25 protein-coding genes are annotated in these 22,423 nt (G+C 69.7%); 3 read left to right on the top strand and 22 right to left on the bottom strand.

Annotation, left to right across the window (positions count from 1 at the left end; translation table 11 throughout):
- The first annotated feature begins 87 nt into the window (after nucleotides 1-87).
- Nucleotides 88-1,323, top strand: a complete 1,236-nt coding sequence (gene fabF, locus ACX80I_RS01200) for a beta-ketoacyl-ACP synthase II (protein WP_459343360.1) — start codon at nucleotides 88-90, stop codon at nucleotides 1,321-1,323.
- A 136-nt stretch (nucleotides 1,324-1,459) separates the two neighbouring features.
- Here fabF and ACX80I_RS01205 read toward each other — a convergent pair whose 3' ends face one another.
- The 6 genes from ACX80I_RS01205 to ACX80I_RS01230 all read right to left on the bottom strand — a co-directional run bounded on the left by ACX80I_RS01205 (nucleotide 1,460) and on the right by ACX80I_RS01230 (nucleotide 6,904).
- Nucleotides 1,460-1,963 carry a DUF3145 domain-containing protein gene (locus ACX80I_RS01205; RefSeq protein WP_087075971.1) on the bottom strand — a complete coding sequence of 168 codons (504 nt, stop codon included), beginning with the start codon at nucleotides 1,961-1,963 and terminating at the stop codon, nucleotides 1,460-1,462.
- A gap of 219 nt (nucleotides 1,964-2,182) precedes the next feature.
- On the bottom strand, nucleotides 2,183-3,115 hold the full coding sequence (locus ACX80I_RS01210) for a tyrosine recombinase XerC (RefSeq protein WP_459343361.1): 933 nt from the start codon (nucleotides 3,113-3,115) through the stop codon (nucleotides 2,183-2,185).
- A gap of 37 nt (nucleotides 3,116-3,152) precedes the next feature.
- A complete protein-coding gene (locus ACX80I_RS01215) occupies nucleotides 3,153-3,743 on the bottom strand; it encodes a methylated-DNA--[protein]-cysteine S-methyltransferase (protein WP_459343362.1) in 591 nt (196 codons plus the stop codon).
- A 73-nt stretch (nucleotides 3,744-3,816) separates the two neighbouring features.
- Nucleotides 3,817-5,007 carry a DNA-processing protein DprA gene (gene dprA, locus ACX80I_RS01220; RefSeq protein ID WP_459343363.1) on the bottom strand — a complete coding sequence of 397 codons (1,191 nt, stop codon included), beginning with the start codon at nucleotides 5,005-5,007 and terminating at the stop codon, nucleotides 3,817-3,819.
- Nucleotides 5,004-6,539 (bottom strand): YifB family Mg chelatase-like AAA ATPase, encoded by a 1,536-nt coding sequence (locus tag ACX80I_RS01225; protein WP_459343364.1) that lies wholly within the window; start codon nucleotides 6,537-6,539, stop codon nucleotides 5,004-5,006. Before ACX80I_RS01225 ends, dprA begins: the two co-directional genes overlap by 4 nt.
- Entirely contained in the window at nucleotides 6,539-6,904 is a 366-nt protein-coding gene (locus ACX80I_RS01230) for a YraN family protein (RefSeq protein WP_459343365.1), read from the bottom strand. The genes ACX80I_RS01225 and ACX80I_RS01230 overlap by 1 nt, the downstream gene beginning before the upstream one ends.
- 273 nt (nucleotides 6,905-7,177) lie before the next feature.
- Here ACX80I_RS01230 and ACX80I_RS01235 point away from each other — a divergent pair, with 273 nt between their 5' ends.
- A complete protein-coding gene (locus tag ACX80I_RS01235; RefSeq protein ID WP_459343366.1) occupies nucleotides 7,178-7,471 on the top strand; it encodes a hypothetical protein in 294 nt (97 codons plus the stop codon).
- A gap of 67 nt (nucleotides 7,472-7,538) precedes the next feature.
- Here ACX80I_RS01235 and ACX80I_RS01240 read toward each other — a convergent pair whose 3' ends face one another.
- From ACX80I_RS01240 to ffh, 13 genes are all read right to left on the bottom strand, one after another.
- Nucleotides 7,539-7,862, bottom strand: a complete 324-nt coding sequence (locus tag ACX80I_RS01240; RefSeq protein WP_087075985.1) for a DUF2469 domain-containing protein — start codon at nucleotides 7,860-7,862, stop codon at nucleotides 7,539-7,541.
- Between the two features lie 7 nt (nucleotides 7,863-7,869).
- Complete coding sequence (gene rnhB, locus ACX80I_RS01245) at nucleotides 7,870-8,607, bottom strand: ribonuclease HII (protein ID WP_459343367.1); 738 nt, start codon at nucleotides 8,605-8,607, stop codon at nucleotides 7,870-7,872.
- Complete coding sequence (gene lepB, locus ACX80I_RS01250) at nucleotides 8,604-9,437, bottom strand: signal peptidase I (protein ID WP_459343368.1); 834 nt, start codon at nucleotides 9,435-9,437, stop codon at nucleotides 8,604-8,606. Before lepB (ACX80I_RS01250) ends, rnhB begins: the two co-directional genes overlap by 4 nt.
- 91 nt (nucleotides 9,438-9,528) lie before the next feature.
- Nucleotides 9,529-10,170: a signal peptidase I gene (gene lepB / locus ACX80I_RS01255; protein WP_459343369.1), complete on the bottom strand. Its 642-nt coding sequence runs from the start codon at nucleotides 10,168-10,170 to the stop codon at nucleotides 9,529-9,531.
- 52 nt (nucleotides 10,171-10,222) lie between these two features.
- Nucleotides 10,223-10,582, bottom strand: a complete 360-nt coding sequence (rplS, locus tag ACX80I_RS01260) for a 50S ribosomal protein L19 (RefSeq protein ID WP_055773319.1) — start codon at nucleotides 10,580-10,582, stop codon at nucleotides 10,223-10,225.
- A gap of 211 nt (nucleotides 10,583-10,793) precedes the next feature.
- Nucleotides 10,794-11,585: a tRNA (guanosine(37)-N1)-methyltransferase TrmD gene (gene trmD, locus ACX80I_RS01265; protein ID WP_459343370.1), complete on the bottom strand. Its 792-nt coding sequence runs from the start codon at nucleotides 11,583-11,585 to the stop codon at nucleotides 10,794-10,796.
- Entirely contained in the window at nucleotides 11,585-12,157 is a 573-nt protein-coding gene (rimM, locus tag ACX80I_RS01270; protein ID WP_459343371.1) for a ribosome maturation factor RimM, read from the bottom strand. Before rimM ends, trmD begins: the two co-directional genes overlap by 1 nt.
- 134 nt (nucleotides 12,158-12,291) lie before the next feature.
- Nucleotides 12,292-12,537 carry an RNA-binding protein gene (locus ACX80I_RS01275; RefSeq protein WP_104118497.1) on the bottom strand — a complete coding sequence of 82 codons (246 nt, stop codon included), beginning with the start codon at nucleotides 12,535-12,537 and terminating at the stop codon, nucleotides 12,292-12,294.
- Nucleotide 12,538: 1 nt separating this feature from the next.
- On the bottom strand, nucleotides 12,539-12,943 hold the full coding sequence (gene rpsP / locus ACX80I_RS01280; protein WP_301227184.1) for a 30S ribosomal protein S16: 405 nt from the start codon (nucleotides 12,941-12,943) through the stop codon (nucleotides 12,539-12,541).
- Between the two features lie 154 nt (nucleotides 12,944-13,097).
- Entirely contained in the window at nucleotides 13,098-14,015 is a 918-nt protein-coding gene (locus ACX80I_RS01285; protein WP_459343895.1) for a VOC family protein, read from the bottom strand.
- 36 nt (nucleotides 14,016-14,051) lie between these two features.
- Nucleotides 14,052-15,182, bottom strand: coding sequence for an amidohydrolase family protein (locus ACX80I_RS01290; protein ID WP_459343372.1), 1,131 nt, complete (start codon nucleotides 15,180-15,182; stop codon nucleotides 14,052-14,054).
- A gap of 79 nt (nucleotides 15,183-15,261) precedes the next feature.
- A complete protein-coding gene (locus ACX80I_RS01295) occupies nucleotides 15,262-15,969 on the bottom strand; it encodes an alpha/beta fold hydrolase (RefSeq protein WP_459343896.1) in 708 nt (235 codons plus the stop codon).
- A gap of 46 nt (nucleotides 15,970-16,015) precedes the next feature.
- The gene (gene ffh, locus ACX80I_RS01300; RefSeq protein WP_459343373.1) at nucleotides 16,016-17,596 is read right to left on the bottom strand and encodes a signal recognition particle protein; all 1,581 of its coding nucleotides are present in this window, start codon (nucleotides 17,594-17,596) and stop codon (nucleotides 16,016-16,018) included.
- 178 nt (nucleotides 17,597-17,774) lie between these two features.
- Here ffh and ACX80I_RS01305 point away from each other — a divergent pair, with 178 nt between their 5' ends.
- A complete protein-coding gene (locus tag ACX80I_RS01305) occupies nucleotides 17,775-19,214 on the top strand; it encodes a glucose-6-phosphate dehydrogenase (protein ID WP_459343374.1) in 1,440 nt (479 codons plus the stop codon).
- A 104-nt stretch (nucleotides 19,215-19,318) separates the two neighbouring features.
- Here the strand turns inward: ACX80I_RS01305 and ACX80I_RS01310 are convergent, their stop codons facing one another.
- The 3 genes from ACX80I_RS01310 to ftsY form a co-directional block, all read right to left on the bottom strand.
- The gene (locus ACX80I_RS01310; RefSeq protein ID WP_055773303.1) at nucleotides 19,319-19,657 is read right to left on the bottom strand and encodes a P-II family nitrogen regulator; all 339 of its coding nucleotides are present in this window, start codon (nucleotides 19,655-19,657) and stop codon (nucleotides 19,319-19,321) included.
- The gene (locus tag ACX80I_RS01315) at nucleotides 19,654-20,982 is read right to left on the bottom strand and encodes an ammonium transporter (protein WP_459343375.1); all 1,329 of its coding nucleotides are present in this window, start codon (nucleotides 20,980-20,982) and stop codon (nucleotides 19,654-19,656) included. Before ACX80I_RS01315 ends, ACX80I_RS01310 begins: the two co-directional genes overlap by 4 nt.
- Before the next feature lie 228 nt (nucleotides 20,983-21,210).
- A complete protein-coding gene (gene ftsY / locus ACX80I_RS01320) occupies nucleotides 21,211-22,404 on the bottom strand; it encodes a signal recognition particle-docking protein FtsY (RefSeq protein ID WP_459343376.1) in 1,194 nt (397 codons plus the stop codon).
- Nucleotides 22,405-22,423 lie beyond the last annotated feature (19 nt).

Below are 22,423 nucleotides of genomic sequence, written 5' to 3' on the forward strand. Positions count from 1 at the left end.
TCCCGGTGTTCCCGCCGTGGGCGGCCGTACTCGTCATCCCCTCGCCCCGGTCCTGCCGGCGCACGCCACAGCTTCGAAAGAGTGACCATGCCACGCAAAGTCGTCATCACCGGACTCGGTGCAACCACCCCCATCGGCGGAGACGTCCCCACCATGTGGGCCAACGCCCTCAAGGGAGTGTCGGGCGCACGCACCATCGAAGCCGACTGGGTGCAGGAGTTCGAACTGCCGGTGACCTTCGCCGCGCAGATCGCCACCCCGGCGTCGGAGGTCCTCTCACGGGTCGAGGCCAAGCGCATGGACCCGTCGACGCAGTTCGCCGTCGTCGCCTCCCGTGAGGCCTGGCGCGACTCGGGCATCGAGGACGTCGACAAGGACCGCCTCGCGGTCGCGTTCGCCACGGGCATCGGCGGTGTGTGGACCCTGCTGGACGCCTGGGACACGCTGCGCGAGAAAGGCCCCCGCCGCGTCCTCCCCATGACCGTCCCCATGCTGATGCCCAACGGACCCGCTGCGGCCGTGAGCCTCGACCTCGGTGCGCGCGCCGGTGCGCACACCCCCGTATCCGCCTGCGCCTCGGGCACGGAGGCACTGCACCAGGGCCTCGAACTGATCCGGTCCGGCAAGGCCGACGTGGTGGTATGCGGCGGCGCCGAAGCCGCCATCCACCCGATGCCCATCGCAGCCTTCGCCGCGATGCAGGCGCTGTCCCGGCGGAACGACGAGCCGGAGCTGGCCTCGCGTCCCTACGACACCGGCCGGGACGGCTTCGTCATGGGTGAAGGTGCCGGCGCCCTGGTCCTCGAGGCCGAGGAGCACGCCCTCGCGCGCGGTGCGCGGATCTACGCGGAGCTGGCGGGCACAGCCGTCACGGCCGACGCGTACCACATCACCGCCCCCGACCCCGAGGGCCTCGGGGCCACCCGGGCGCTGAAGGCCGCACTCTTCGATGCGCGCGCCCAGGCGGAGGACGTGGTCCACGTCAACGCGCACGCGACGTCCACCCCCGTCGGTGACAAGCCCGAGTACACCGCCCTCAGGGCCTCCCTGGGTGCCCACACGGACCAGGTCGCGGTCTCCGCGACGAAGTCCCAGACAGGTCACCTCCTCGGCGCGTCCGGCGCCGTCGAGGCCGTGATGACCGTGCTGGCCATCTACGACCGGAAGGCACCGGTCACCATCAACCTCGACAACCAGGATCCCGAGATCCCGCTCGACGTCGTGACCTCGCCGAGGGACCTTCCCCAGGGGGACATCGTCGCCCTGAGCAACTCCTTCGGCTTCGGCGGACACAACGCCGTCATCGTGCTCCGCAACGTCTGAGCACAGCCGTCATACGAAAGGCGCCGCCCTTCCGGGCGGCGCCTTTCGTATGACGACAGCTACCTCGCCGTCGCGACTTCCTGTCGGGTGCGGGCGATGAACTGCAGCCCCAGCAGGGCCGGGTACGGGGAGACTGTCAGCCGACCTGGTGGAGCCAGCGGACCGGAGCGCCCTCGGCCGCGTGGCGGAAGGGCTCCAGTTCCTCGTCCCAGGACTCCCCGAGTGCGAGGGAGAGTTCATGGTAGACGGCGGCAGGATCGCCGGCACCCGCCTCATAGGCGTACCGGATCCGGTCCTCGGTCACCATGATGTTGCCGTGGACGTCCGTCGTGGCGTGGAAGATCCCGAGCTCAGGAGTGTGCGACCAGCGCCCGCCATCGGCGCCGGGGCTCTGCTCCTCGGTGACCTCGTAGCGGAGGTGCGCCCAGCCGCGCAGGGCGGATGCGAGCTGCGATCCGGAGCCCTGCGGGCCGACCCATGAGAGCTCGGCGCGCAGCATTCCGGGCGCGGCAGGTTGCGCTGTCCACTCCATGTCGATGCGCTTGTCCAGGACAGAGCCGATAGCCCATTCGACATGAGGGCACAACGCAGTAGGGGCCGAGTGCACGTACAAGACACCGCGCGCCATCACAACAGACATTCCATCCTCCATAGCTGTAGGTACGTCTTCCCCAACGACCTTCATATGGCTGATGAAACTGCAACGGATGATGCCAGAGCTTTACGAGACCCACCCGCGCATATCATGCGGGTTCCGTTCCACTAGTGCTCATTCTGCCCGAGAAGCGTGAATTTCGCCACTGTCACTACCCGCCTGCAATGCCCTGCCCTCCCCCGCCCGCTCGGGGCCCACGCGGGGTCAGGCCCTGGGGTGGGCCTGCTCGTAGCTTCGGCGGAGGCGTTCGACCGATACGTGCGTGTAGAGCTGCGTCGTAGCAAGGCTCGAGTGGCCGAGGATCTCCTGCACGGCCCTGAGGTCGGCCCCTCCGTCGAGCAGGTGCGTGGCGGCGCTGTGGCGGAGCGCGTGCGGTCCCTGCGCGGCGGTGTCGCCGAGGGCATCGAGGGCGTCCTTGACCTGGGTGCGGACGGCGCGTTGGTCGATGCGTCCGCCCCTGCGGCCCAGGAACAGGGCCGGTCCGCTCTTCTCCGACACCCACTGCGGTCGACCGCGGCGCAGCCAGTCGTCGAGGGCATGGGCCGCGGGAACCCCGTAGGGCACGGTCCGCTCCTTCGACCCCTTGCCGAGGACCGCCAGGGTGCGCCGCTCCGTGTCGACGTCGTCGATGTCGAGGCCGACAAGCTCACCGACCCGGACACCGGTACCGTAGAGCAGCTCGATCATGGCGCGCCGCTGGAGGTTCGAGGGATCGCCCTGCACTGCCTGCTCATCGAGGCCCTCGAAGAGGACGTCGGTCTGCGGCCGGCTGAGGACGGCGGGCAGGCTGCTGCTCCGCTTGGGCGCGCGGAGGCGCAGGGCGGGGTTGGCGAGAATCGTCTCCTCGCGGACGGCCCAGTCCATGAAGGAGCGCACCGACGCCGCACGCCTCGCGATCGTCGACCGGGACAGGCCCGCCCCGTCCAGTGCACCGAGCCAGGACCGGAAGTGGCGGAGCTCCAGCTGGTCCAGTGCAGACACCCCCGCCTGTGCAGCGTGGGCGAGGAAGAGCTCGATGTCCGTCCGGTATGCCCGCACCGTGTGGGCCGAGCGGTTGCGTTCCCGCGTGAGGTAGTCCGCGAACCCGGAAAGGGCTGCGCCGAGCTCGCCTGCAAGCGGAGCGCCACTAGTTGTCATGTTCGCCTCCCCTCCCAGTATCCCCGCCCCGGGCTCCCTACCCCTCCAGGCCCCGCCCGACTCGTTCCAGATCGAGGAGCGCCCTCTTCACCTCCGGGCCCGCGGCATACCCGATGACCGTGCCCGCGCTGCTGACCACACGGTGGCCCGGGACGATGATCGAGACCGGATTGGCCCTGACCGCCGCGCCGATCGCCCGGCCCATCCGCGGATTGCCCAGTTGCTCAGCGACGTCCCGATAGCTGCGGCGCTCCCCGTACGGGATCCGCCGAAGCGCGGCCCAGACGCTCAGCTGGAACGGAGTACCGGAGAGGTCGATGGGAGCAGCGAAGTCCCGCACCGAGCCGTCGAAGTAGTCCGTCAGCTCACGGCATGCCTGGAGGAGTACGGCCGCCGTCGGCTCCGGCACCGGCGGCACCTGTCCCTCCGGTCCGGGCACGGAGCCGGGGCTTCCGGGAGTGGGAGCCGCGTGGCCCAGCAGGGCCGGAGCCGGCGGCGGATGATGGTCGCCGTGGTACAGGCCGACGATGGCGACCCCTTGGGCGACCACGCGCAGGAGCCCGAGGGGTGTATCGATCTCGGCGTGGAACCGCTCGTCCTCCGGGGCGAACCCCTTGCTGCGTGTCATGACGTCCTCCCGGTCGTGCCGTCCGTCGTCGTCCGGCTCTTCGTGTCGTGCCTGCCCGTGCGCCTGCCGGGGCTCAGCCCTTCTGTCGTCGCCAGCCTTCGGCCGTCCTGTGGGCCAGGCCCGCCAGTTCGAGGCGCGCGAGACCGCTGATGACGTCCTTGGTGGAGAGGCCCGCGACGCTCGACAGTTTGTCGACCGATGTCGAGGCGCGGACCGGCAGGCCGTCGAGCAGCAGCAGATCGGGAATCGTCAGGCCGTCGTGGTCGTGCGCCGGAGACGCCTCCTCCCTGGCCCGGTCCCCCGATTCGCTGCCCAGTGGACCCGCCAGCTCTGCCACGTCGGCTGCATCCGTGACACAGACCGCGGTGCCGTCCCGCAGCAGTCGGTGGCACCCCGCCGAATTGGCCGAGTGGACGGAGCCGGGCACGGCGCCCACCGGCCTGCCCAGCTCGCCCGCGTGGTGGGCGGTGTTGAGCGCGCCCGATCGCCAGCGCGCCTCGACCACCACCGTGGCAGCGCTGAGGGCCGCGATCAGCCGGTTCCGTTGCAGGAACCTCCATCGGGTGGGAGAGCTGCCGGGTGGGACTTCGGAGATGAGGAGTCCCCGATCCGCGATCGCACGGAGCAGCTCCTCGTTGCCTGCCGGATAGTACCGGTCCACGCCTGAGGCCAGAAGGGCGACGGTCGCCGGGGTGTCGCGACCGTCCGTGGTGGCGAGAGCGGCCCGGTGGGCCTGGGCATCGATGCCGTACGCCCCGCCCGAGACCACCGTGAAGCCGCGGGTCGTGAGACCGGACGCCAGGTCGGTCGTCACGGAGGATCCGTAGGTGGTGCTGTCGCGGGAACCCACGAGGGCAACCAGCCGCTCGATCCCGGGGACCTGGTGCCGCCCCCGCACCCAGAGGCACAGCGGAGCGGAGACCTGCAGGTCGTCGAGCGCTTCCGGCCACTCCTCGGATTCAGGCACGACCAGTCGCCCACCCAACCGCGCAAGCGTCGCCAGGTCACGCTCGGGAGCGAGGTCGCCGAGGCGGGGAGCCCAGCGGGCCAGTCCCTCCCCGAGGAGGTCCCGGCGTTCCCCGATGCCCAGTGCTTCGCACAGGTGCCGGGTGAGCTCCTGGCCCGCGCTGATCTCCCGGCGGGCGACGCGCAGGGCATCGACCGGACCGACGATCGAGACAAGCCCCATGCCGACGGTGTCGGAGGGGTCGAACAGCCTCGACAGTGCTGCCCTGGCCAGACTGCTGCTCGCGAACCCACTCATGCCGCACGCTCCTGCAGCCGGAAGCCGAGGGCCGTCACCACATCGTCCGCATCCGGCCGGGCGCGGCCTGCCAGATCGGACACGGTCCAGGCGACACGAAGGACCCTGTCCCAGCCACGCGCGCTGACCAGGTTCCTGTCCAGTGCCCTGTCCAGGGATGCAGTCACCGCCCGCGGCAGTGCGAGCTCGCCGCGGAGGATCCGGCCCTGCACCTCCGCATTCGTCGCGTAGTTCCACGGGCGCAATCTCTCCCGCTGGGCACTCCGAGCCGCAGCGACCCGCTCTGCCACACGGGCGGATGTCTCGGCCGACCCACCCGCGGCGTAGTCGGCAAGGCTGACCCGCTGTACCGCGAGCTGCAGGTCGACGCGGTCCAGCAGCGGTCCCGAGAGACGGTTGAAGTACCGCCGGCGCTGCTGGGCCGTGCACATGCAGTCGATGCCCTTCCCGTTGGCAAGACCGCACGGACAGGGGTTGAGCGCGAGGACGAGTTGGAACCTGGCGGGATAGGACGCGGTTCCGGACGCGCGGTGCAGGACGAGGCGGCCGCTCTCCAGCGGTTCACGCAGGGCCTCCAGGACCCGGCGTTCGTACTCGGGCGCCTCATCGAGGAACAGGACGCCCCGATGCGCCCGTGATGCGGCACCGGGCCTCGGGATCCCGCTTCCTCCGCCGATGATGGCGGCAGGGGTCGCGGTGTGGTGGGGACTTTCGAAGGGCGGCGTGCGGACCAGTTCGCCGCAGTACCGCTCCCCGCTCAGGCTGTGGATGGCCGTCACTTCCATCGCGTGATCGTCCTCGAGCTCCGGCAGGATCCCGGACAGGCGTTCTGCCAGCATCGTCTTCCCCGCCCCGGGAGGTCCGACCATGAGGAGATGGTGGGCACCGGCGGCGGCGATCTCCAGCGCGTACCTCGCCTCGTGCTGGCCCGCGATATCGGACAGGTCCCGCAGCGGTACCGCCGGGACTGCCGGCGCCCGCGGCTCCTGCCGCGACACCGGATCCGGCAGCGTGACCCGAGCGCCGTCCGCTCCGAACGCCAGCGCCACCTCTGCGAGCGTCCGGAAGGACCGCACGCCGGCGGCAGGGACCAGAGCGGCCTCGGCGGCGTTCTCCTCCGCGACGACGATGCTGGTGTGTCCCGCCTGCACGGCCGCCATGACGGCGGGCAGGACGCCGTGGACGGGACGGAGTTGCCCATCCAGGCCCAGTTCGGCGAGGAAGACCGTGGAGCCACACCCCCGCACGTCTCCTGCAGCCGCCAGTGCGGACATGACGATCGCGAGGTCGAAGGCCGAACCGCGCTTGGGCAGGGAGGCCGGTATCAGGTTGACCGTGATCTTGCGGCGGCTGAGCGGGACGCCGGCATTCCGTGCCGCGGCCCGGATGCGGTCCTTCGCCTCGTTGAGCGAGGCGTCGGGCAGGCCGAGCAGCACGAAGGCGGGCAGGGTCTGCCCGATATCGGCCTCGACCTCGACGACGTGTCCGTTCATGCCCACCATCGACACCGCGTACGTCCGGCCGAGCACCATCAGATCACCGCCCGCACGTGCTCGATCCGCGGTGCTCCCGAACCGTCGTCGAGCACGCCCACGGCGTCGATGCGGAACCCGCTGAACCGCAGGTTGTGCGCGCGGGCCCACGTGGAGGCGAGCCGGTACAGCCGCTCCAGCTTGCTCGCCGTGATGGCCTCCAGCGGCTGCCCGAAGTCGTCCGAGCTCCGCGTCTTCACCTCGACGATCACCAGCGTCGATCCGTCGACCGCGACCAGGTCGATCTCCCCTGCCGGGCACCGCCAGTTCCGGTCGACGATCCTCAGGCCCGCCTGCTCGAGGAAGACTGCCGCCGTTGCCTCTCCGCGACGACCCAGCTGATCCTTTGCCACCATGGCTTCCACCTCCTCCCCCAGCCTCGGGGAAGCGGCCGACGCACACCGCGGCGCGAGGGGTTATGTGGACAACACGGCTTCCGCGGGCCGGTCGGAACCTGTCCCGACGGGGTGACCGCCGGCCCCGGTACCCTCACGCGGTGGGCCGGGGAAGAAAGCCGTTGGCCGGGGAAGAAGACCGTGGGTCGGGGAAGAAAGCGGTGGCACAGGTCCCCCGCCCCTCGTACCGTGGACGGAGAAGCGACGTCGACCCGACGTCGGCCCGGGAGAACGGAGGACACCGTGTCAGAATCCAGTGACATCCTGCGAGGCGGATCGGAGGCGGACCTGCAGGAACAGGACGCGACAGCACGTCCGGGCGCGGACCGGGCCGGTACGGGGACGGGCGGGTCGGAGGCGGACCTCCAGGAACAGGGGATGCCCGCCGGATCCGGCGACGACGGCTTGGGAGGCGGCATCGCCGGTGAAGGCACGGGTGGATCGGAGGCCGACCGGCTCGAACAGGCAGCAGACGTCCCGCTGGAAGGCGAGGACGCCTTCCCCTACGGCGGGACGGACGACGACCCGCCCTTGTGAAGACCGCGTGAGGGCCGATCGGCCCAGCAGCCGATAACCCAGGAGCCGGTCGGCCGCGAGGGGCCGGTCAGCCCAGTGTGCCGTCCTTCGGCAGGGCGATGTCGTCCGACTTCGAGAGCTCCTCGACGTTGACGTCCTTGAACGTGATGACGCGGACGTTCTTCACGAACCGCGCCGAACGGTACACGTCCCAGACCCAGGCGTCCTGGAGCGTCAGGTCGAAGTAGACCTCGCCGTCGGCCGAGCGCGCCTGCAGGTCCACGTTGTTGGCCAGGTAGAACCGGCGCTCCGTCTCCACGACGTAGCTGAAGAGACCCACGACGTCCCGGTACTCGCGGTAGAGCTGGAGCTCCATGTCGGTCTCGTAGTTTTCAAGATCCTCAGCACTCATTCGACAATCATCCCCCAATTTCCGCGTGTGGCATGCCGGTCCTGTCCTGGCGTCCCAGCCGCCACGTCTTTCGGTGATACTCGCTGGGTCCCTGGGCGTCGATGGCTGCACGGTGCGCTTCCGTCGCGTAGCCCTTGTTCCCGTCCCAGCCGAAGGCGGGGTGGTCGGCGGCCAGGGAGACCATCAGGGCGTCGCGCTCGACCTTGGCCAGGACGCTGGCCGCCGCGACGCTCAGGCACTTCAGGTCCGCCTTGATGCGGGTGTGGACGGGCGCCGTGCAGCCGACGGCGGGTGCCGCGGGGCTCCCGCCGCCGTCGAACAGGATGCCCTGGGACCGGGCGGAGAGCCAGTCGTGATTGCCGTCGAGGATGACGGCGTCGGGCGTCACGGTGTCGAGGACGGCCGCCCAGGCACGACTGCCGGCGGTCCGCAGTGCGGCCATCAGCCCCAGTGCGTCGATCTCCGCGGCGGACGCGTGCCCCACAGCGGAGGCCACGGACCAGCGCCGGATGCGCGGCACGAGTGCCTGGCGCTCGGCCGGCAGGAGCAGTTTGCTGTCGCGGACGCCCCGCAGGCCTGGAGCCGCATCGAGGTCGACGACGACGACGCCGACCGACACGGGGCCGGCCAGCGCTCCCCTGCCTACCTCGTCGCACCCGGCGATGTAGCGGTGACCGTCGACGGCGAAGGACTTCTCGAAGCTCAGGGTGGGAGCGGAGGAGCGTTTCTTCCGGAGGGCCGTCATGGTCCGGTGGGAGTGGGTTGCGCCGAGGGCTCAGGCTCGGGGATGCCGTCGAACACGTCCGGGTGGTTGCCGAGGAAGCCGATGCGGTCCAGCGGCCAGGCGATGACAGCGGCCCTGCCCTCGATGTCCTCGATGTCGACGAAGCCCTCACCCTCCTTGTCGCGGTTGGCCCGGGAGTCCGCTGACGCGTTGCGGTGGTCTCCCATGACCCACACCGTGCCCTCGGGCACGACGATGTCGAACGGGAGATCGGAGGGGTTGGCACCGGGGAAGAGGTAGGGCTCCTCCAGGGGCTCCCCGTTGACGGTGATGAGGCCCTTGGCGTCGCAGCAGATGACATGGTCGCCGGGGAGTCCGATGACACGCTTCACGAGGTGCTGCTGCGACTCGTCGGGAGCGAGCCCGACGAAGATGAGCGCTTCCTTGAACCAGCTCACGCTGGACTCCGCCTGCGGCGGGAGCCAGCCCTTGGTGTCCCGGAAGACCACGATGTCGCCGTGCTGCAGATCGAAGGGCTGCGGCACGAGTTGGTTCACGAAGATCCGGTCGTCGATCTCGAGGGTCTCCTCCATGGAGCCGGACGGGATGAAGAACGCGCGGAACAGGAAGGTCTTGATGAGGAAGGACAGCACCAGCGCGATCACGACGATCGTCCCGATCTCCTTCAGCCACGCCCCGAAGCCCCGGTCGGAATCCTTCGCGTCCCGCTTCGGGTCCCGCGTCCGGTCCCGCAACCCGTCTGCTGAGGGACCGTCCCCGGCGGCGTCGGGATCGAACGAGTGTGCTGCGGGTTCCCCCGCGGCGGACTTCCTGCGGAAGCTCCGTGCCATGTGCTGGTGTCCTCTGTGGTCGTGGTACCCGGCGGCCACCCACCGAAGGGAGTCCTGCTGGTGCGGCATCCGCGCTGCTAGGCCGGTCGATTCAGCCGACCGGCCCGTTGATCGGAGCATACCTGTCAAATGGCCAGACTAGCTGAAAGGCCCGTCCGATGATGCGATCCTCCGCGACGAGGCCTCCACCCGCTGCGCCGAGCAGCGAACGGGAGTCCATTGAGACCGACCGGTGGTCCCCGAGGAGCCAGAGCCGCCCCTCGGGGACGACGACGTCGAAGTCGAGATCGCTCGCCGCATCCCCCGGATGGACGTACGGCTCGTCGACGGGAGTCCCGTTGAGGGTCAGTCGCCCGTCGTCGGAGCAGCAGGCCACCCGGTCCCCGCCGACGCCGATCACGCGCTTCACGTAGACCGTGTCGCTCCCCGCCAGGCCGAGCCACTGGGCCGTGCCGGCGGCCAGACGTTCCGGGACGCCGCGCGGATCGGTGATGGGGTCGAAGGACCCGCGGCCGTCGAAGACGACGACGTCCCCGCGCTGCACGGTGCCACGGGTGTCCTCGACCTTGCTGACGAGCACCCGGTCACCTTCCCTGAGCAGGGGCTCCATGGAGGCTGACGGGATGAAGTAGACGTCGACGAGGAAACCGCGCACGAGCCCCGTGAGAAGGGCTGCGACGAGGACGGCGGAGAACACGAAACGCCAGCCCGCACAGCGGGACCGGCGTTTCATGTGCTCTCCAGCCGGAAGCTGGGAAGCGGGGGTTTCGTGCACCTTCAGGAGGTTACTTGACCGTCTTGGGGTCGCGCTTCTCCTTGATCTTGGCTGCCTTGCCGCGCAGTTCGCGCATGTAGTACAGCTTGGCGCGGCGCACATCGCCCTTGGAGACAACCTCGATCTTGTCGAGGACCGGGCTGTGGACGGGGAACGTACGCTCCACGCCGACACCGAAGCTCACCTTGCGGACCGTGAAGGTCTCGCGGATGCCGTCGCCCTGGCGGCCGAGGACGAAGCCCTTGAAGATCTGAACACGGGTGTTCTTGCCTTCGATGATGTTGACGTGGACGTTGACGGTGTCGCCGGCGCGGAAGTCGGGGACGTTGTCGCGGAAGGATCCGGCGTCGACGGAATCGAGAATATGCATACTGATACTCCTGGCGAACGCCACAGGTCATTCACGTTGGTCACGGCGGTCAAGGACAGGGCGCGAGGCCCGGGCAATGCCGCCGAAGCAGGATTCCGGCCGATCCGGAGATCCGGTGGCCGGTGTGGGACTGTTGGCTGGACGCCCCCTGTGGCAGGGTCCGGCCCAGTGGACACAATCTACGATTATTCCACAGGAGCGGGACCAACTGCTAATGCGACGGGCGGGTCAGCCTGCCGTCGACGACGTCGAACCCGGCCTCCCGCAGCGCCGCGAGGTCCGCCTTCGTCAGCGACGCGGTGTCGACGCCCGCCAGCAGGTCGGGGCGCCGCTCCGCCGTCCGGTGGAACTGCTCGAGCCGTCGCCACTGGGCGATCCTCGCGTGGTTGCCGCTCAGCAGGACGTCGGGGATCTCCCTACCGCGCCAGGACGACGGTTTCGTGTAGACCGGGTACTCCAGCAGGCCGTCGGAGTGGGACTCCTCCACGAGCGATTCCGGGTTGCCGACCACGCCGGGGATCAGCCGGGCGACGGCCTCGACCATCGCGAGGACAGCCACCTCCCCGCCGTTCAGGACGTAGTCGCCGAGGGAGACGGGGCGGACGTCGAACGCCCCGCGAGCCCAGTCGATCGCCCGCTCGTCGATCCCCTCGTACCGCCCGCAGGCGAAGACGAGGTGGCCGAGCTCCGCGAACTCGTACGCCATGGCCTGGTTGAACACGGCTCCGGCCGGTGAGGGAACGATCAGGGTGGGCCGGTCCCCGTCCGCGGGCGACCCGGCGAGGACCGCTTCGAGTGCCAGGGCCCACGGCTCGGCCTTCATGACCATGCCGGCTCCGCCGCCGTACGGGGTGTCGTCGACCGTCCGGTGCCGGTCCGTCGTGAAGGAGCGGAGGTCATGGACCCGTACATCGAGGACGCCGTCCTGCCGGGCCTTGCCGATCAGCGACAGGTCGAGGGCGGCAAGGTACTCCGGGAAGATGGAGACGACGTCGATGCGCACTAGTCGCGCTCCTCCGCCGGAGCCCCGTCGTCGTCGCCGTCGTCGGGTGCCTGGTTGGAACCGGGGGTGTTCAGGTCGAAGAGCCCTGCCGGCGGCACGATCGTCACGAAGCCGCCCTCGGGATCCACCTCGGGGACGATCTCGCCGACGAAGGGCACGAGGGCCTCGTGGCCGTCGGCGAGTTCGACGACCAGCAGGTCCTGGACGGCCATCGTCCGCAGGCCGGTGACCTTGCCCACGGACTCTCCCTCGACGCGGGCATCGAGGCCGACGAGTTCGTGCTCGTACCAGGAGTCGTCGTCGCCGTCGTTGGTCCCGTCGGAGTCGATGAAGAGCCGGGCGCCGCGCAGCGTCTCGGCCTGGTTGCGGTCGGCCACCTGCTCGAAGCCCACGATCAGGATGTCCTTGTTCCACCGGGCCTTGGCGACGGTCAGCTCGGAGACGGCGGCGTCCTCGACCCGGAAGGTCTCGCCGGGCTCGAACCGGTCCTCGGGGGCGTCGGTGAAGAGCTGGACGGTCACCTCGCCCCGGATGCCGTGGGGCTTGCCGATCCTGGCTACGAGTACTTCCATCGTGCTGCTCCTGCTGGTTGTGCCACGGGGAATCCGGGGTTGTGCGGGGGTGGTACGGGGACTACGGGGAAAACCGATCGGCCCCGCCACCAGGTTCTGGTGGCGGGGCCGATTCGTGCCGTGCTCTGGAGGGGTCAGCCCCTGCGGCGGTCGGTGTCGACGACGTCGACGCGGACCGGCTCGCCGTCCGCGAGGGCGGCGACCACGGTACGCAGCGCCCGGGCGGTGCGCCCCTGGCGGCCGATCACGCGGCCGAGGTCCTCCTGGTGGACGCGGACCTCGAGCGTCTCACCGCGGCGGTTGTTCTTCGCGGAGACCCGGACGTCGTCCGGGTTGTCGACGATGCCGCGGACGAGGTGCTCCAGAGCTTCGGCCAGCAACTTACTCTGCCTCGGTCGCTTCCGCGGCGGCGTCGTCGTTCTTCTTCGCCTTCGGCGTGATGGCCTCGGGGACGATCACCGAACCCTTCTCGGGGGCGACGAACGATTCCTTGGCTGCCTTGGTCCTCAGGGTGCCTTCCTGGCCCTTGAGTCCCTTGAACTTCTGCCAGTCACCGGTGATCTTCAGCAGCACGGAGACCTGCTCGGTCGGCTGGGCGCCGACGCCGAGCCAGTACTGCGCACGGTCGGAGTCGATCTCGATGAACGAGGGCTCCTCGGTGGGGTTGTACTTGCCGATTTCTTCGAGGGCACGGCCATCACGCTTGGAGCGTGCATCCATGACGACGACACGGTAGAAAGGTGCGCGGATCTTACCCATGCGCTTGAGGCGAATCTTTACGGCCACTTGTGTGGTCACTCCTTGTAAATGAAAAGGGGCGAACCCGTCGTCCTGCTCCCGTGGGGCGGGCCATTTCGAGGGGTTCAAAGGACACAATTCACGCACAGAGAGAGGGGCTGCACGGATCGAGTACGAATCCATTGTGCCAGACGGGCGAAGTTTAGGCGATTCCGCCCGCGGCGCCCTCGACGGCGACCCTCAGCCGGTTGCGCCAGGGGTCCTCGAAGCGCAGTTCCGCCCCGGTATGGTGGCTCGCGATCCCGGCGGAGGCCAGCCGGTCGGCGAGCGCCCCCACCTCGTCGGCGGCGGGCACCTGGATGAGCACCTCGCCGAGACCGAGCGTGTCCTTGCGGGGGCCGGCGCCCCTGCTGTTCCAGACGTTCATGGCCATGTGGTGGTGATAGCCTCCGGCCGACACGAAGAGGGCCTGGCCGTGCCAGCCCGCCGTCCGCTCGAATCCCAGCACGTCGACGTAGAACCGCTGCGCCGTGTCCACGTCGCCCACCTGCAGGTGCACGTGCCCGACCTCCGCGCTCTTCGACGCGGCATGCGCCACGGCGTCCTCAGTCAGGTGTTCCTCCAGGTAGGCCCGCGGCGACAGCGGGAGGCTGTCCATCACGACGGAGCGGTTGCCGCGCTCGTCCCGGGACCAGTCCCAGGTCTCCCTCGGGCGGTCGAAGTACAGTTCGATGCCGTTGCCCTCGGGATCGCTGAAGTAGAAGGCCTCGCTCACGAGGTGGTCGGCACTGCCCACGTAGGAGCTGAGCGGGTGGCGCGCCGCGGACGCGACGGCCGCGGCCAGGTCCGCGCGGTCCGAGAACAGGAGGGCGGTGTGGAACAGGCCGGCCTCGCCGCGCGGGGGCAGGCGCAGGTGGCCGGCGCCTTCGAGGCGGATGACGGCCTTCCCCCGGCGTCCGAGCACGACGGCGTCCGCAAGGTCCTCGAGCACCTCCAGACCCAGCGCGGTGGCGTAGTAGGTGGTCATGGCCGCGAGGTCCCCGACCCGAAGGGTCAGCGTGCCCATGGCGGTGGTGGTGGGTAGCAGGTCCTGGTGCATAGCGGCTCCTTCGGCGGTGATCGTACTGTCCTCCGTATAACTACTTGAAGCTTCAAGTTATTCCGGGGAGGCGGACTGCTCATCCCTCGGCGCCGGGCGCACGACCGATCCGCGCAGCACGATCGCCCGGAGGTCGGCCAGGGTGCCGACGTCCCGGCGTGGATCGGAGGAGCAGACGACGGCGTCGGCGCCGGCCCCCTCCTCGATACCGAGGAAGCCCAGCCAGCGGCGGGCGGACCAGCAGGCGGCATCGAGGGCCGCCGCTGCACCCAGTCCGGCGGCTGCCAGTGCGGCCACCTCGTCCGGGAGGCGGCCGTGCGCGATCACGCTCCCGGCGTCCGTTCCCGCGTAGACGGCGATCCCGGCATCGTGCGCCCTGCGCACCATGTCCTGCCGTCCGCCCCACAGGCGCCGCATGTGCGCCGCATAGTCCGGGTACTTCTCCGCGGCACCGTCGGCGATGGCGGGGAAGGTGTCGATGTTGATCAGCGTCGGGACGATGGCCACGCCCTGCTCCACGAAGCGCGGGACGTGCCGGGGAAGCATCCCCGTGGCGTGCTCGATGCAGTCGATACCGGCGTCGAGCATCCCGTCGAGCGTGTCGGCGGCGAAGCAGTGGGCGGTGACGCGGGCGCCCTCGGCGTGGGCGGCGTCGACCGCGTCCCGAAGGGCCGCGGTCGGGAAGGCAGGAGTCAGGTCCCCGAGCGACCGGTCGATCCAGTCCCCCACGATCTTCACCCAGCCGTCGCCGCGCCGTGCCTGCTCCGTCACGGCGTCGGCGAGCTGCGAGGGCTCCACCTCCACGGCGTAGTCGCGGAAGTAGCGGCGGGTGCGGGCGACATGGCGCCCTGCCCGTACCAGCCGCGGCAGGTCCGGCCGCTGCTGCACCCACCGCGTGTCGTTGACGACGCCCGCGTCCCGGATGAGGAGTGTGCCCGCGTCCCTGTCGGCCAGGGCCTGCTGTTCGGCCAGGGCGTCCGGTACCCGGCCCCTCCGGTCGAGGCCCACATGGCAGTGCGCGTCGACGAGGCCGGGCAGGACCCACCCCTCCAGCGTGCGCGACGGTGCCCCGGGCGGCCTTGTGAAGGTGAACCGCCCGTCCTGCACGTAGACATCGGGGACGGCGCGCGACGGCGACAGCAGCACCGTGCCCGTGAGGTGCAGGTAGCCGCCGGTCGGCGGGGTCATGGCGGGGTCATGTCGGCAGGGGTCTTGTCGGCAGGGGTCTTGCCGGCAGGGAACGGGGCATAGGTCCGCTGGAACGCGCTCACGCCGCGGCCTCCTCGCCTGCGGAGCGCAAAAAGGCGCGGATGAGGGCGGCACCCTCGGGGGTGTCGTGCGGGCGGTGTCCGCCCGGGACCACGCGGTGGATGGCGCCGGTCCCGGCCAGGTACTGGGCCACCTCCTCGTAGAGTGGCTCCCAGCCACCCGTGAGGACGAGGGTCGGCACGCCGGGGACGATCGACAGCGGAGCCTCCCAGGGCGGGCTCTGGAGCCGCAGCCGGGCGGCATCCCGCCCGGGACCGCCCACAGGTTCCTCCGCTTCCTCCGTGATGGATCCGCGCCGCAGGAACTCCCGGAGGAAATCCCCGTCCGACAGCGCGTGGCGCTCGGCGACGAGGGGTGCCATCAGGTCGATGTGCGCCTTCGTCGCGGGGAGGCCGGCCGTCAGTGAGAGGCACGCAGGCTCGATGAGCGTCAGGGAACCCACGAGGTCGGGCCGCTCCACGGCGAGCAGCATGGCGGGAACGGCACCCTCCGCGTGGGCGACGACATGCCCGCCGGCGCCCAGGGCCTCGGCGAGGATCTCCTGGTCGCGATCGTGGTCCGTGGCCAGGGGCTCCGCCTCCGCGTCGAAGCCGTGGCGCCGGAGGTACAGGCAGTCGTAGTCGAGCGAGAGGCCGTGCTGCCTCGGCCAGGCGGCGGCTCCGAAACGGCCACTGCCATGGACGAAGACGACGCGCTCGAGGCTCAGCACTGGAAGGAACCCGCCGGGTCCGGTGCGGGCTGCACTGGAATCGCTACTTCCCGAGGAACTTCTCGAAGCCCTTCGGGAGGTTCATGGCCGACGGGTCGAAGTCCTGCTGACCGCCGAACGCTGCACCCGGTGCCGCCGTACGGGCCGCGGTGCGCCGCGCCTCCGCCTGCTGCAGTTCCTGGGCGGCCTTCGCGGGGTTGCCCGAGCGGGGCTTCTTCTTGCCCTTGGCCGCGACGGCCTTCGCCTTGCGCGGACCGCCGAAGCCACCGGGGCCGGCCATCCCGGGCATGCCCGGGATGCCTCCGCCGGATGCCATCTTCTTCATCATCTTCTGCGCCTGGGTGAAGCGCTCGAGCAGTCCGTTCACCTCGGAGACGTGCACGCCGGACCCACGGGCGATTCTCGCGCGGCGGGATCCGTTGATGATCTTGGGGGCGAGCCGCTCATGCGGGGTCATGGAGCGGACGATGGCCTCGACACGGTCGATCTCGCGCTCGTCGAAGTTCTCGAGCTGCTCCCGCATGTTGGCGGCACCGGGCATCATCATGAGCATCTTCTTCATGGAGCCCATGTTGCGGATCTGCTGCATCTGGGCGAGGAAGTCCTCGAGGGTGAACTCCTCCTGGTCGGCGAACTTCTTCGCCATCCGGGCCGCTTCGTCCTTGTCCCAGGACTGCTCCGCCTGCTCGATGAGCGTCAGGATGTCGCCCATGTCCAGGATGCGCGAGGCCATGCGGTCGGGGTGGAACAGCTCGAAGTCGTTCAGTCCCTCGCCCGTGGACGCGAACATGACCGGCTTGCCGGTGACCGAGGCGACGGAGAGGGCGGCACCACCGCGGGCGTCGCCGTCGAGCTTGGTCAGGACGACACCGGTGAAGTCGACGCCCTCGTTGAACGCGAGGGCGGTGTTGACGGCATCCTGGCCGATCATCGCGTCGATGACGAACAGCACCTCGTCGGGGCTGATGGCGGCGCGGATGTCCGCGGCCTGCTGCATCAGTTCGGCATCCACGCCGAGACGGCCCGCGGTGTCGACGATGACGACGTCGTACAGGCGCGCCCGCGCCTCCGCGACACCCTGGCGGGCGACGGCGACCGGGTCCCCGGTGGCGGACTCGAATTCGGAGCTGACGCCCGGGTGCGGCGCGTAGACGGGAACGCCCGCGCGCTCACCGTTCACCTGGAGCTGCCGGACGGCATTCGGGCGCTGGAGGTCGCAGGCGACCAGCAGCGGGCTGTGTCCCTGGCCCTTGAGCCACTTGGACAGCTTCCCGGCGAGCGTGGTCTTTCCGGCACCCTGCAGGCCCGCCAGCATGATGACGGTCGGCGGGTTCTTCGCCAGGCGGATCCGGCGGGTCTCCCCGCCGAGGATCCCGACGAGTTCCTCGTTGACGATCTTGACGACCTGCTGGCCCGGGTTCAGGGCCTGGGAGACCTCGAGGCCGAGGGCGCGTTCCTTGACGGCGGCCGTGAAGGCGCGCACCACGGGCACGGCGACGTCCGCGTCGAGCAGGGCGCGCCGGATCTCGCGGACGGTGGCGTCGATGTCCGCCTCGGTGAGGCGGCCCTTGCCACGGAGGTTCTTGAAGGTCGCAGTCAGCCGGTCGGAGAGTGAATTGAACACGTGCCGTGAACTTCTTTCATCGGGAAGTAGAGAGACTCAACTCCCTAGGGTACCAACTGGGGGTGCCGGAGGGATGCCTGACGCGGGCCGGTCCGGCCGCACCGGACACTGCCGGCGCAACGGGCGACGCGGCGCGGGAGGGCAGGACACGCGCAGGGATAAGTGGCAAGGTGAAGAGGTGGACACTTCCTCCCTCGCAGAACACGACACCATTCCCGCCGATGCCGATACCCGGGTGAAGACACTCCTCATCCTCGGGGCCTCCGGCGACCTCACGGGACGCCTGCTGCTCCCGGGGCTCGCCCGGCTCATCCGCCTGGGCAGGGCCGACGGGCTGAAGCTCGTGGGCGCGGGGTCCGACGACCTCACCGACGACCAGTGGCGCGAGCGCATCGACAAAGCGTTCGCGGGGTCCCTCGACAAGGCGGACGACGCCGGCCGGGCATCCCTGCAGCAGGTGCGCGACAACAGCACCTACCACCTGATCGACGTCACCCAGGACGGGCTCGGCGACCTGGTGCAGACGCTCGAAGGCCCGGTGGCCCTGTACTTCGCCCTGCCTCCGGCCATCAGCCAGAAGGCCTGCAGCGCCCTCGGGCCGGACTCCCTGCCCAAGAGCACGCGCCTCGTCATGGAGAAGCCGTTCGGCACGGACCAGGCCTCGGCCCATCGGCTCAACGAGAAGCTGGCGAGACTGGTCCCGGAGCAGAACATCCACCGCGTGGATCACTTCCTCGGCAAGGCGACCGTCTTCAACATCCTGGGCCTGCGCTTCGCCAACCGCATCCTCGAGCCGGTGTGGAACAACCTCCACATCGAGAAGGTCGAGGTCATCTTCGACGAGGACCTCGCACTGGAGAACCGCGCCCGCTACTACGACGGGGCGGGCGCCCTGCGCGACATGATCCAGAGTCACCTGCTGCACGTCATGGCGCTGCTGGCGCTGAACGCGCCGTCGACCCTGCACGAGCGGGACCTGCGCGACCACATCGGCTCGATCCTCCGGGCGAGCTCGGTGGACCTCGACAGCCCGGGCAGCAGCCGCCGCGCCCGCTACACGGCGGGCTCCATCGGCGACCGCCGGATCCCCGACTACGCGGCGGAGCCCGGCGTCGATCCCTCGAAGGGCACCGAGACCCTCGCCGAGGTCACCGTCTCGATCAACAACGAGCGCTGGTCGGGCGTCCCGTTCGTCCTCCGCTCCGGCAAGGCCCTCGGCATCAAGCGCAAGGAAGCGGTCATCACCTTCCGGCCCGTCAGCCACCTGCCCGTGGGCTTCACGGGACAGGACGCGCCCACGAAGCTGCGTATCGGGTTCGGACCGGACACCCTCCAGCTCGAACTCGACGTCAACGGACCGGGTGACATCTTCTCGCTGGACCGCGCGACCCTCAGTGCAGACCTCAACGAGACGGATCTGCTCCCCTACGGTGAAGTACTCGACGGGGTCCTCGCCGGGGACCCCACGCTGTCCGTCCGCGGTGACACCGCCGAGGACTGCTGGCGCATCGTGGAGCCGGTCCTCAGGGCCTGGTCGGAGAACCGGGTACCCCTCGAGGAGTACGCCGCCGGGTCGAACGGACCGGAGTCCTGGCCGTCGTCCCACGGCCGGCCCTGACGACCGCTCCCCGCGCCTCCCCCGCGCCTCCCCGAGAACGACGGAAGGGCCGCAACGATGTGGCGGCCCTTCCGTCGTTCTCCTGCTGCGTCTCCTACATTGCGTTACAGTGCGGCGTCCCCGCGCTCACCCGTGCGGACCCGGACGGCTTCCTCGACCGGGATCACCCAGACCTTGCCGTCGCCGGCGCGCCCGGTGTTGGCCGTCGAGACCAGGACATCGACGATGTCGGTGACCCAGGCATCCGCGACGAGGACTTCGACGCGCGCCTTCTGGAGGAGGTCCACGGTGTACTCGGCGCCGCGGTAGACCTCGGTATGGCCGCGCTGGCGGCCGTAGCCGCTCGCCTGGCTGACCGTGAGGCCCTGGACCCCGTAGTTCTCGAGTGCTCCCCGCACGCCGTCGAGCTTGTCGGGACGAACGATCGCTGTCACCAGTTTCATGAATGTACGCCCTCCGTGACGTTCTGCTGGGTGGTCTTCTGCGTGGTCTTGTGCGGCGTGAACATCTGCTCGGCGAAGGGGTGGAAGGATCCGCCCACTCCCAGTCCACCGAATTCGTAGGCGGTCTCCGCGTGCTCCGAGAGGTCGACGCCACCGATCTCGTTGTCGGCGCTGACCCGGAACCCGATGGTCTTGTGGATCGCCAGGCCGATGATGGCGGTCATGACCGCGGACAGGGCGATCGCGATGGAGGCCGCGACGATCTGGGCCACGAGCTGGCCGGCGCCGCCGCCGTAGAAGAGTCCGCCACCGGCACCCTCGACCGGCAGTGCGATGAACCCGAGTGACAGCGTGCCCACGATGCCCGCGACGAGGTGGACGGCGACTACGTCGAGCGAATCGTCGAAGCCGAGGCGGTACTTGATGCCGACGGCCAGGGCGCAGACCGCGCCCGAGAGGAGGCCCAGGCCCACGGCGCCGATGGGGCTGACGTTGGCGCAGGCGGGCGTGATGGCGACGAGGCCGGCGACGATGCCCGAGGCGGCGCCGAGGGACGTCGGGCGTCCGTCGCGGATCCGCTCGGTCATAAGCCAGCCGACCATGGCGGCGGCGGGGGCTGCCATGGTGTTGATCCAGATCAGGCCGGCCTCCTCGGCGCTTCCTGCCGCGCCTCCGTTGAAGCCGAACCAGCCGAACCACAGGAGTGCGGCGCCGAGCATCACGAACGGGATGTTGTGGGGGCGCTGGGCCGGGTCCTGGCCGAAGCCCTGCCGCTTGCCGAGGATCAGGGCGAGGACGAGTGCTGCCACGCCTGCGCTGATATGCACCACCGTGCCTCCGGCGAAGTCGATGGCTTCGCCGACGGCGCTGCCGACAGCACCGTCAGCGCTGAGGAGTCCGCCGCCCCACACCATGAACGCGAGCGGGCAGTAGACCGCCGTGACCCAGATGGGCACGAAGATGGTCCAGGCGCCGAACTTGGCGCGGTCGGCGATGGCTCCGCTGATGAGCGCCACCGTGATGATGGCGAAGGTGGCGCCGTAGCCCGCGCCGATGAGGTCCTCCGTGCCGATCAGGCTCGCAAGCCCGAACGAGGTGAACGGATTGCCGAAGAGCTGGGCGATGCCGTCCCCGCCGGTCATCGAGTAGCCCCACAGGACCCAGACGACCCCCACGAGCCCGACGGCGATGAAGCTCATCATCATCATGTTCAGTGCGGCCTTGGCACGGGTCATCCCGCCGTAGAAGAAGGCGAGGCCCGGGGTCATGAGGAGTACGAGGGCAGCTGAGATCATCACCCAGACGTGGCCTGCTGTGAGGTCCATCAAACACGATCCTTCCAAAGGGGCGGGGACTTCCCGCACCTCCAGAATGCGATGGGCGTGTTTCCGTCCTTGGGGCGGAACATTGCGCGCAGGTTACATCAGTCTCACCGACGTAAAAGGCGCATGACGCGAGTATTTCCGGCAGGTTTCCCGGGGCCCGGACCCTTGCCGGTTTCCCGGCTGGACCCTAGGGGACGGTCCGATCGGCAGCGCGTCCTGACAGCACGGCTAGCTCAGCAGCGCGTCGACGAAGCCCTCCGCGTCGAAGGCCGCGAGGTCGTCGGCGCCCTCGCCGAGGCCGATCAGCTTCACGGGCACGCCCAGGCTGCGCTGGATCGCCACCACGATGCCGCCCTTCGCGGTTCCGTCAAGTTTGGTGAGCACGATCCCGCTGATGTTCACGACCTCGGCGAAGACCCGCGCCTGGTTGAGTCCGTTCTGCCCGGTGGTGGCATCCAGTACCAGGAGGACCTCGTCGACCGTGCCCTGCTTCTCGACGACGCGCTTGACCTTGCCGAGCTCGTCCATCAGGCCGACCTTGTTCTGCAGGCGCCCGGCGGTGTCGATCAGGACCACGTCCACTTCCTGCTCGATGCCCGCCTTGACGGCCTCGAAGGCCACGGACGCCGGATCGGCGCCGTCGACGTCGGACTTCACCGTGGGCACGCCGACGCGCGCCCCCCAGGTGGCCAGCTGCTCCGCCGCGGCTGCGCGGAAGGTGTCCGCCGCTCCCAGGAGCACGTCCTTGTCGTCGGCGACCAGCGCGCGCGCGAGCTTGCCGACGGTGGTGGTCTTGCCCACCCCGTTCACGCCGACCACCATCACGATCGCGGGCCGGTCCGCGTGACGCTGCGTGGCGAGCGAGCGGTCCATCGAGGGATCGACGAGCTTCACCAGTTCCTCGCGCAGCATGTCCTTGACCTCGGCGGGGTTGCGGCTGCCGGCCACCTTCACGCGCTCGCGCAGCGCGTCGACCAGTTCCATGGTGGGCTCGGTACCGAGGTCCGCCATCAGGAGGGTCTCCTCCACCTCGTCCCAGACGTCCTCGTCGATCCTGTCGCGCGACAGCAGGGTGAGCAGTCCCTTGCCGAGCGCGTTGTTCGAGCGGACGAGTCGTGCCCGCAGCCGGGCGAGGCGGCCCTGCATGGGTTCGACGGTATCGAAGCGCGGGGCGGGAGGCGCCTCGTGGAGGGTGCTGAGGTCGTCCGGCACCAGGACGTCCGTCGTGGTCCCACCCGGGCTGTCGAGGACGTCGAGGGAGGTGGCGCCGTGGGCGGCGACGCCGGCCTGGTCGTCGGGATCCCTCGGCGAGGAATAGAGCCCGGGAGGTGTGCGCCGGCCCCGGACGAGGAGGACGGCGAGCGACCCGATCACGGCGATCGCGAGGATGACGAAGATGACAGGCAGAAGGATGTCGTTCACTGATCCACCTTCTCATACG

Source organism: Arthrobacter rhamnosi (assembly GCF_054510855.1).

What these genes read in the sequence shown, in the direction of transcription:
- fabF (WP_459343360.1), top strand. Translation starts at nt 88, where the DNA reads ATGCCACGCAAAGTCGTCATCACCGGACTCGGTGCAACCACCCCCATC.
- ACX80I_RS01205 (WP_087075971.1), bottom strand. Translation starts at nt 1,963, where the DNA reads ATGTCTGTTGTGATGGCGCGCGGTGTCTTGTACGTGCACTCGGCCCCT.
- ACX80I_RS01210 (WP_459343361.1), bottom strand. Translation starts at nt 3,115, where the DNA reads ATGACAACTAGTGGCGCTCCGCTTGCAGGCGAGCTCGGCGCAGCCCTT.
- ACX80I_RS01215 (WP_459343362.1), bottom strand. Translation starts at nt 3,743, where the DNA reads ATGACACGCAGCAAGGGGTTCGCCCCGGAGGACGAGCGGTTCCACGCC.
- dprA (WP_459343363.1), bottom strand. Translation starts at nt 5,007, where the DNA reads ATGAGTGGGTTCGCGAGCAGCAGTCTGGCCAGGGCAGCACTGTCGAGG.
- ACX80I_RS01225 (WP_459343364.1), bottom strand. Translation starts at nt 6,539, where the DNA reads ATGGTGCTCGGCCGGACGTACGCGGTGTCGATGGTGGGCATGAACGGA.
- ACX80I_RS01240 (WP_087075985.1), bottom strand. Translation starts at nt 7,862, where the DNA reads ATGAGTGCTGAGGATCTTGAAAACTACGAGACCGACATGGAGCTCCAG.
- rnhB (WP_459343367.1), bottom strand. Translation starts at nt 8,607, where the DNA reads ATGACGGCCCTCCGGAAGAAACGCTCCTCCGCTCCCACCCTGAGCTTC.
- lepB (WP_459343368.1), bottom strand. Translation starts at nt 9,437, where the DNA reads ATGGCACGGAGCTTCCGCAGGAAGTCCGCCGCGGGGGAACCCGCAGCA.
- lepB (WP_459343369.1), bottom strand. Translation starts at nt 10,170, where the DNA reads ATGAAACGCCGGTCCCGCTGTGCGGGCTGGCGTTTCGTGTTCTCCGCC.
- rplS (WP_055773319.1), bottom strand. Translation starts at nt 10,582, where the DNA reads ATGCATATTCTCGATTCCGTCGACGCCGGATCCTTCCGCGACAACGTC.
- rimM (WP_459343371.1), bottom strand. Translation starts at nt 12,157, where the DNA reads ATGGAAGTACTCGTAGCCAGGATCGGCAAGCCCCACGGCATCCGGGGC.
- ACX80I_RS01290 (WP_459343372.1), bottom strand. Translation starts at nt 15,182, where the DNA reads ATGACCCCGCCGACCGGCGGCTACCTGCACCTCACGGGCACGGTGCTG.
- ACX80I_RS01310 (WP_055773303.1), bottom strand. Translation starts at nt 19,657, where the DNA reads ATGAAACTGGTGACAGCGATCGTTCGTCCCGACAAGCTCGACGGCGTG.
- ACX80I_RS01315 (WP_459343375.1), bottom strand. Translation starts at nt 20,982, where the DNA reads ATGGACCTCACAGCAGGCCACGTCTGGGTGATGATCTCAGCTGCCCTC.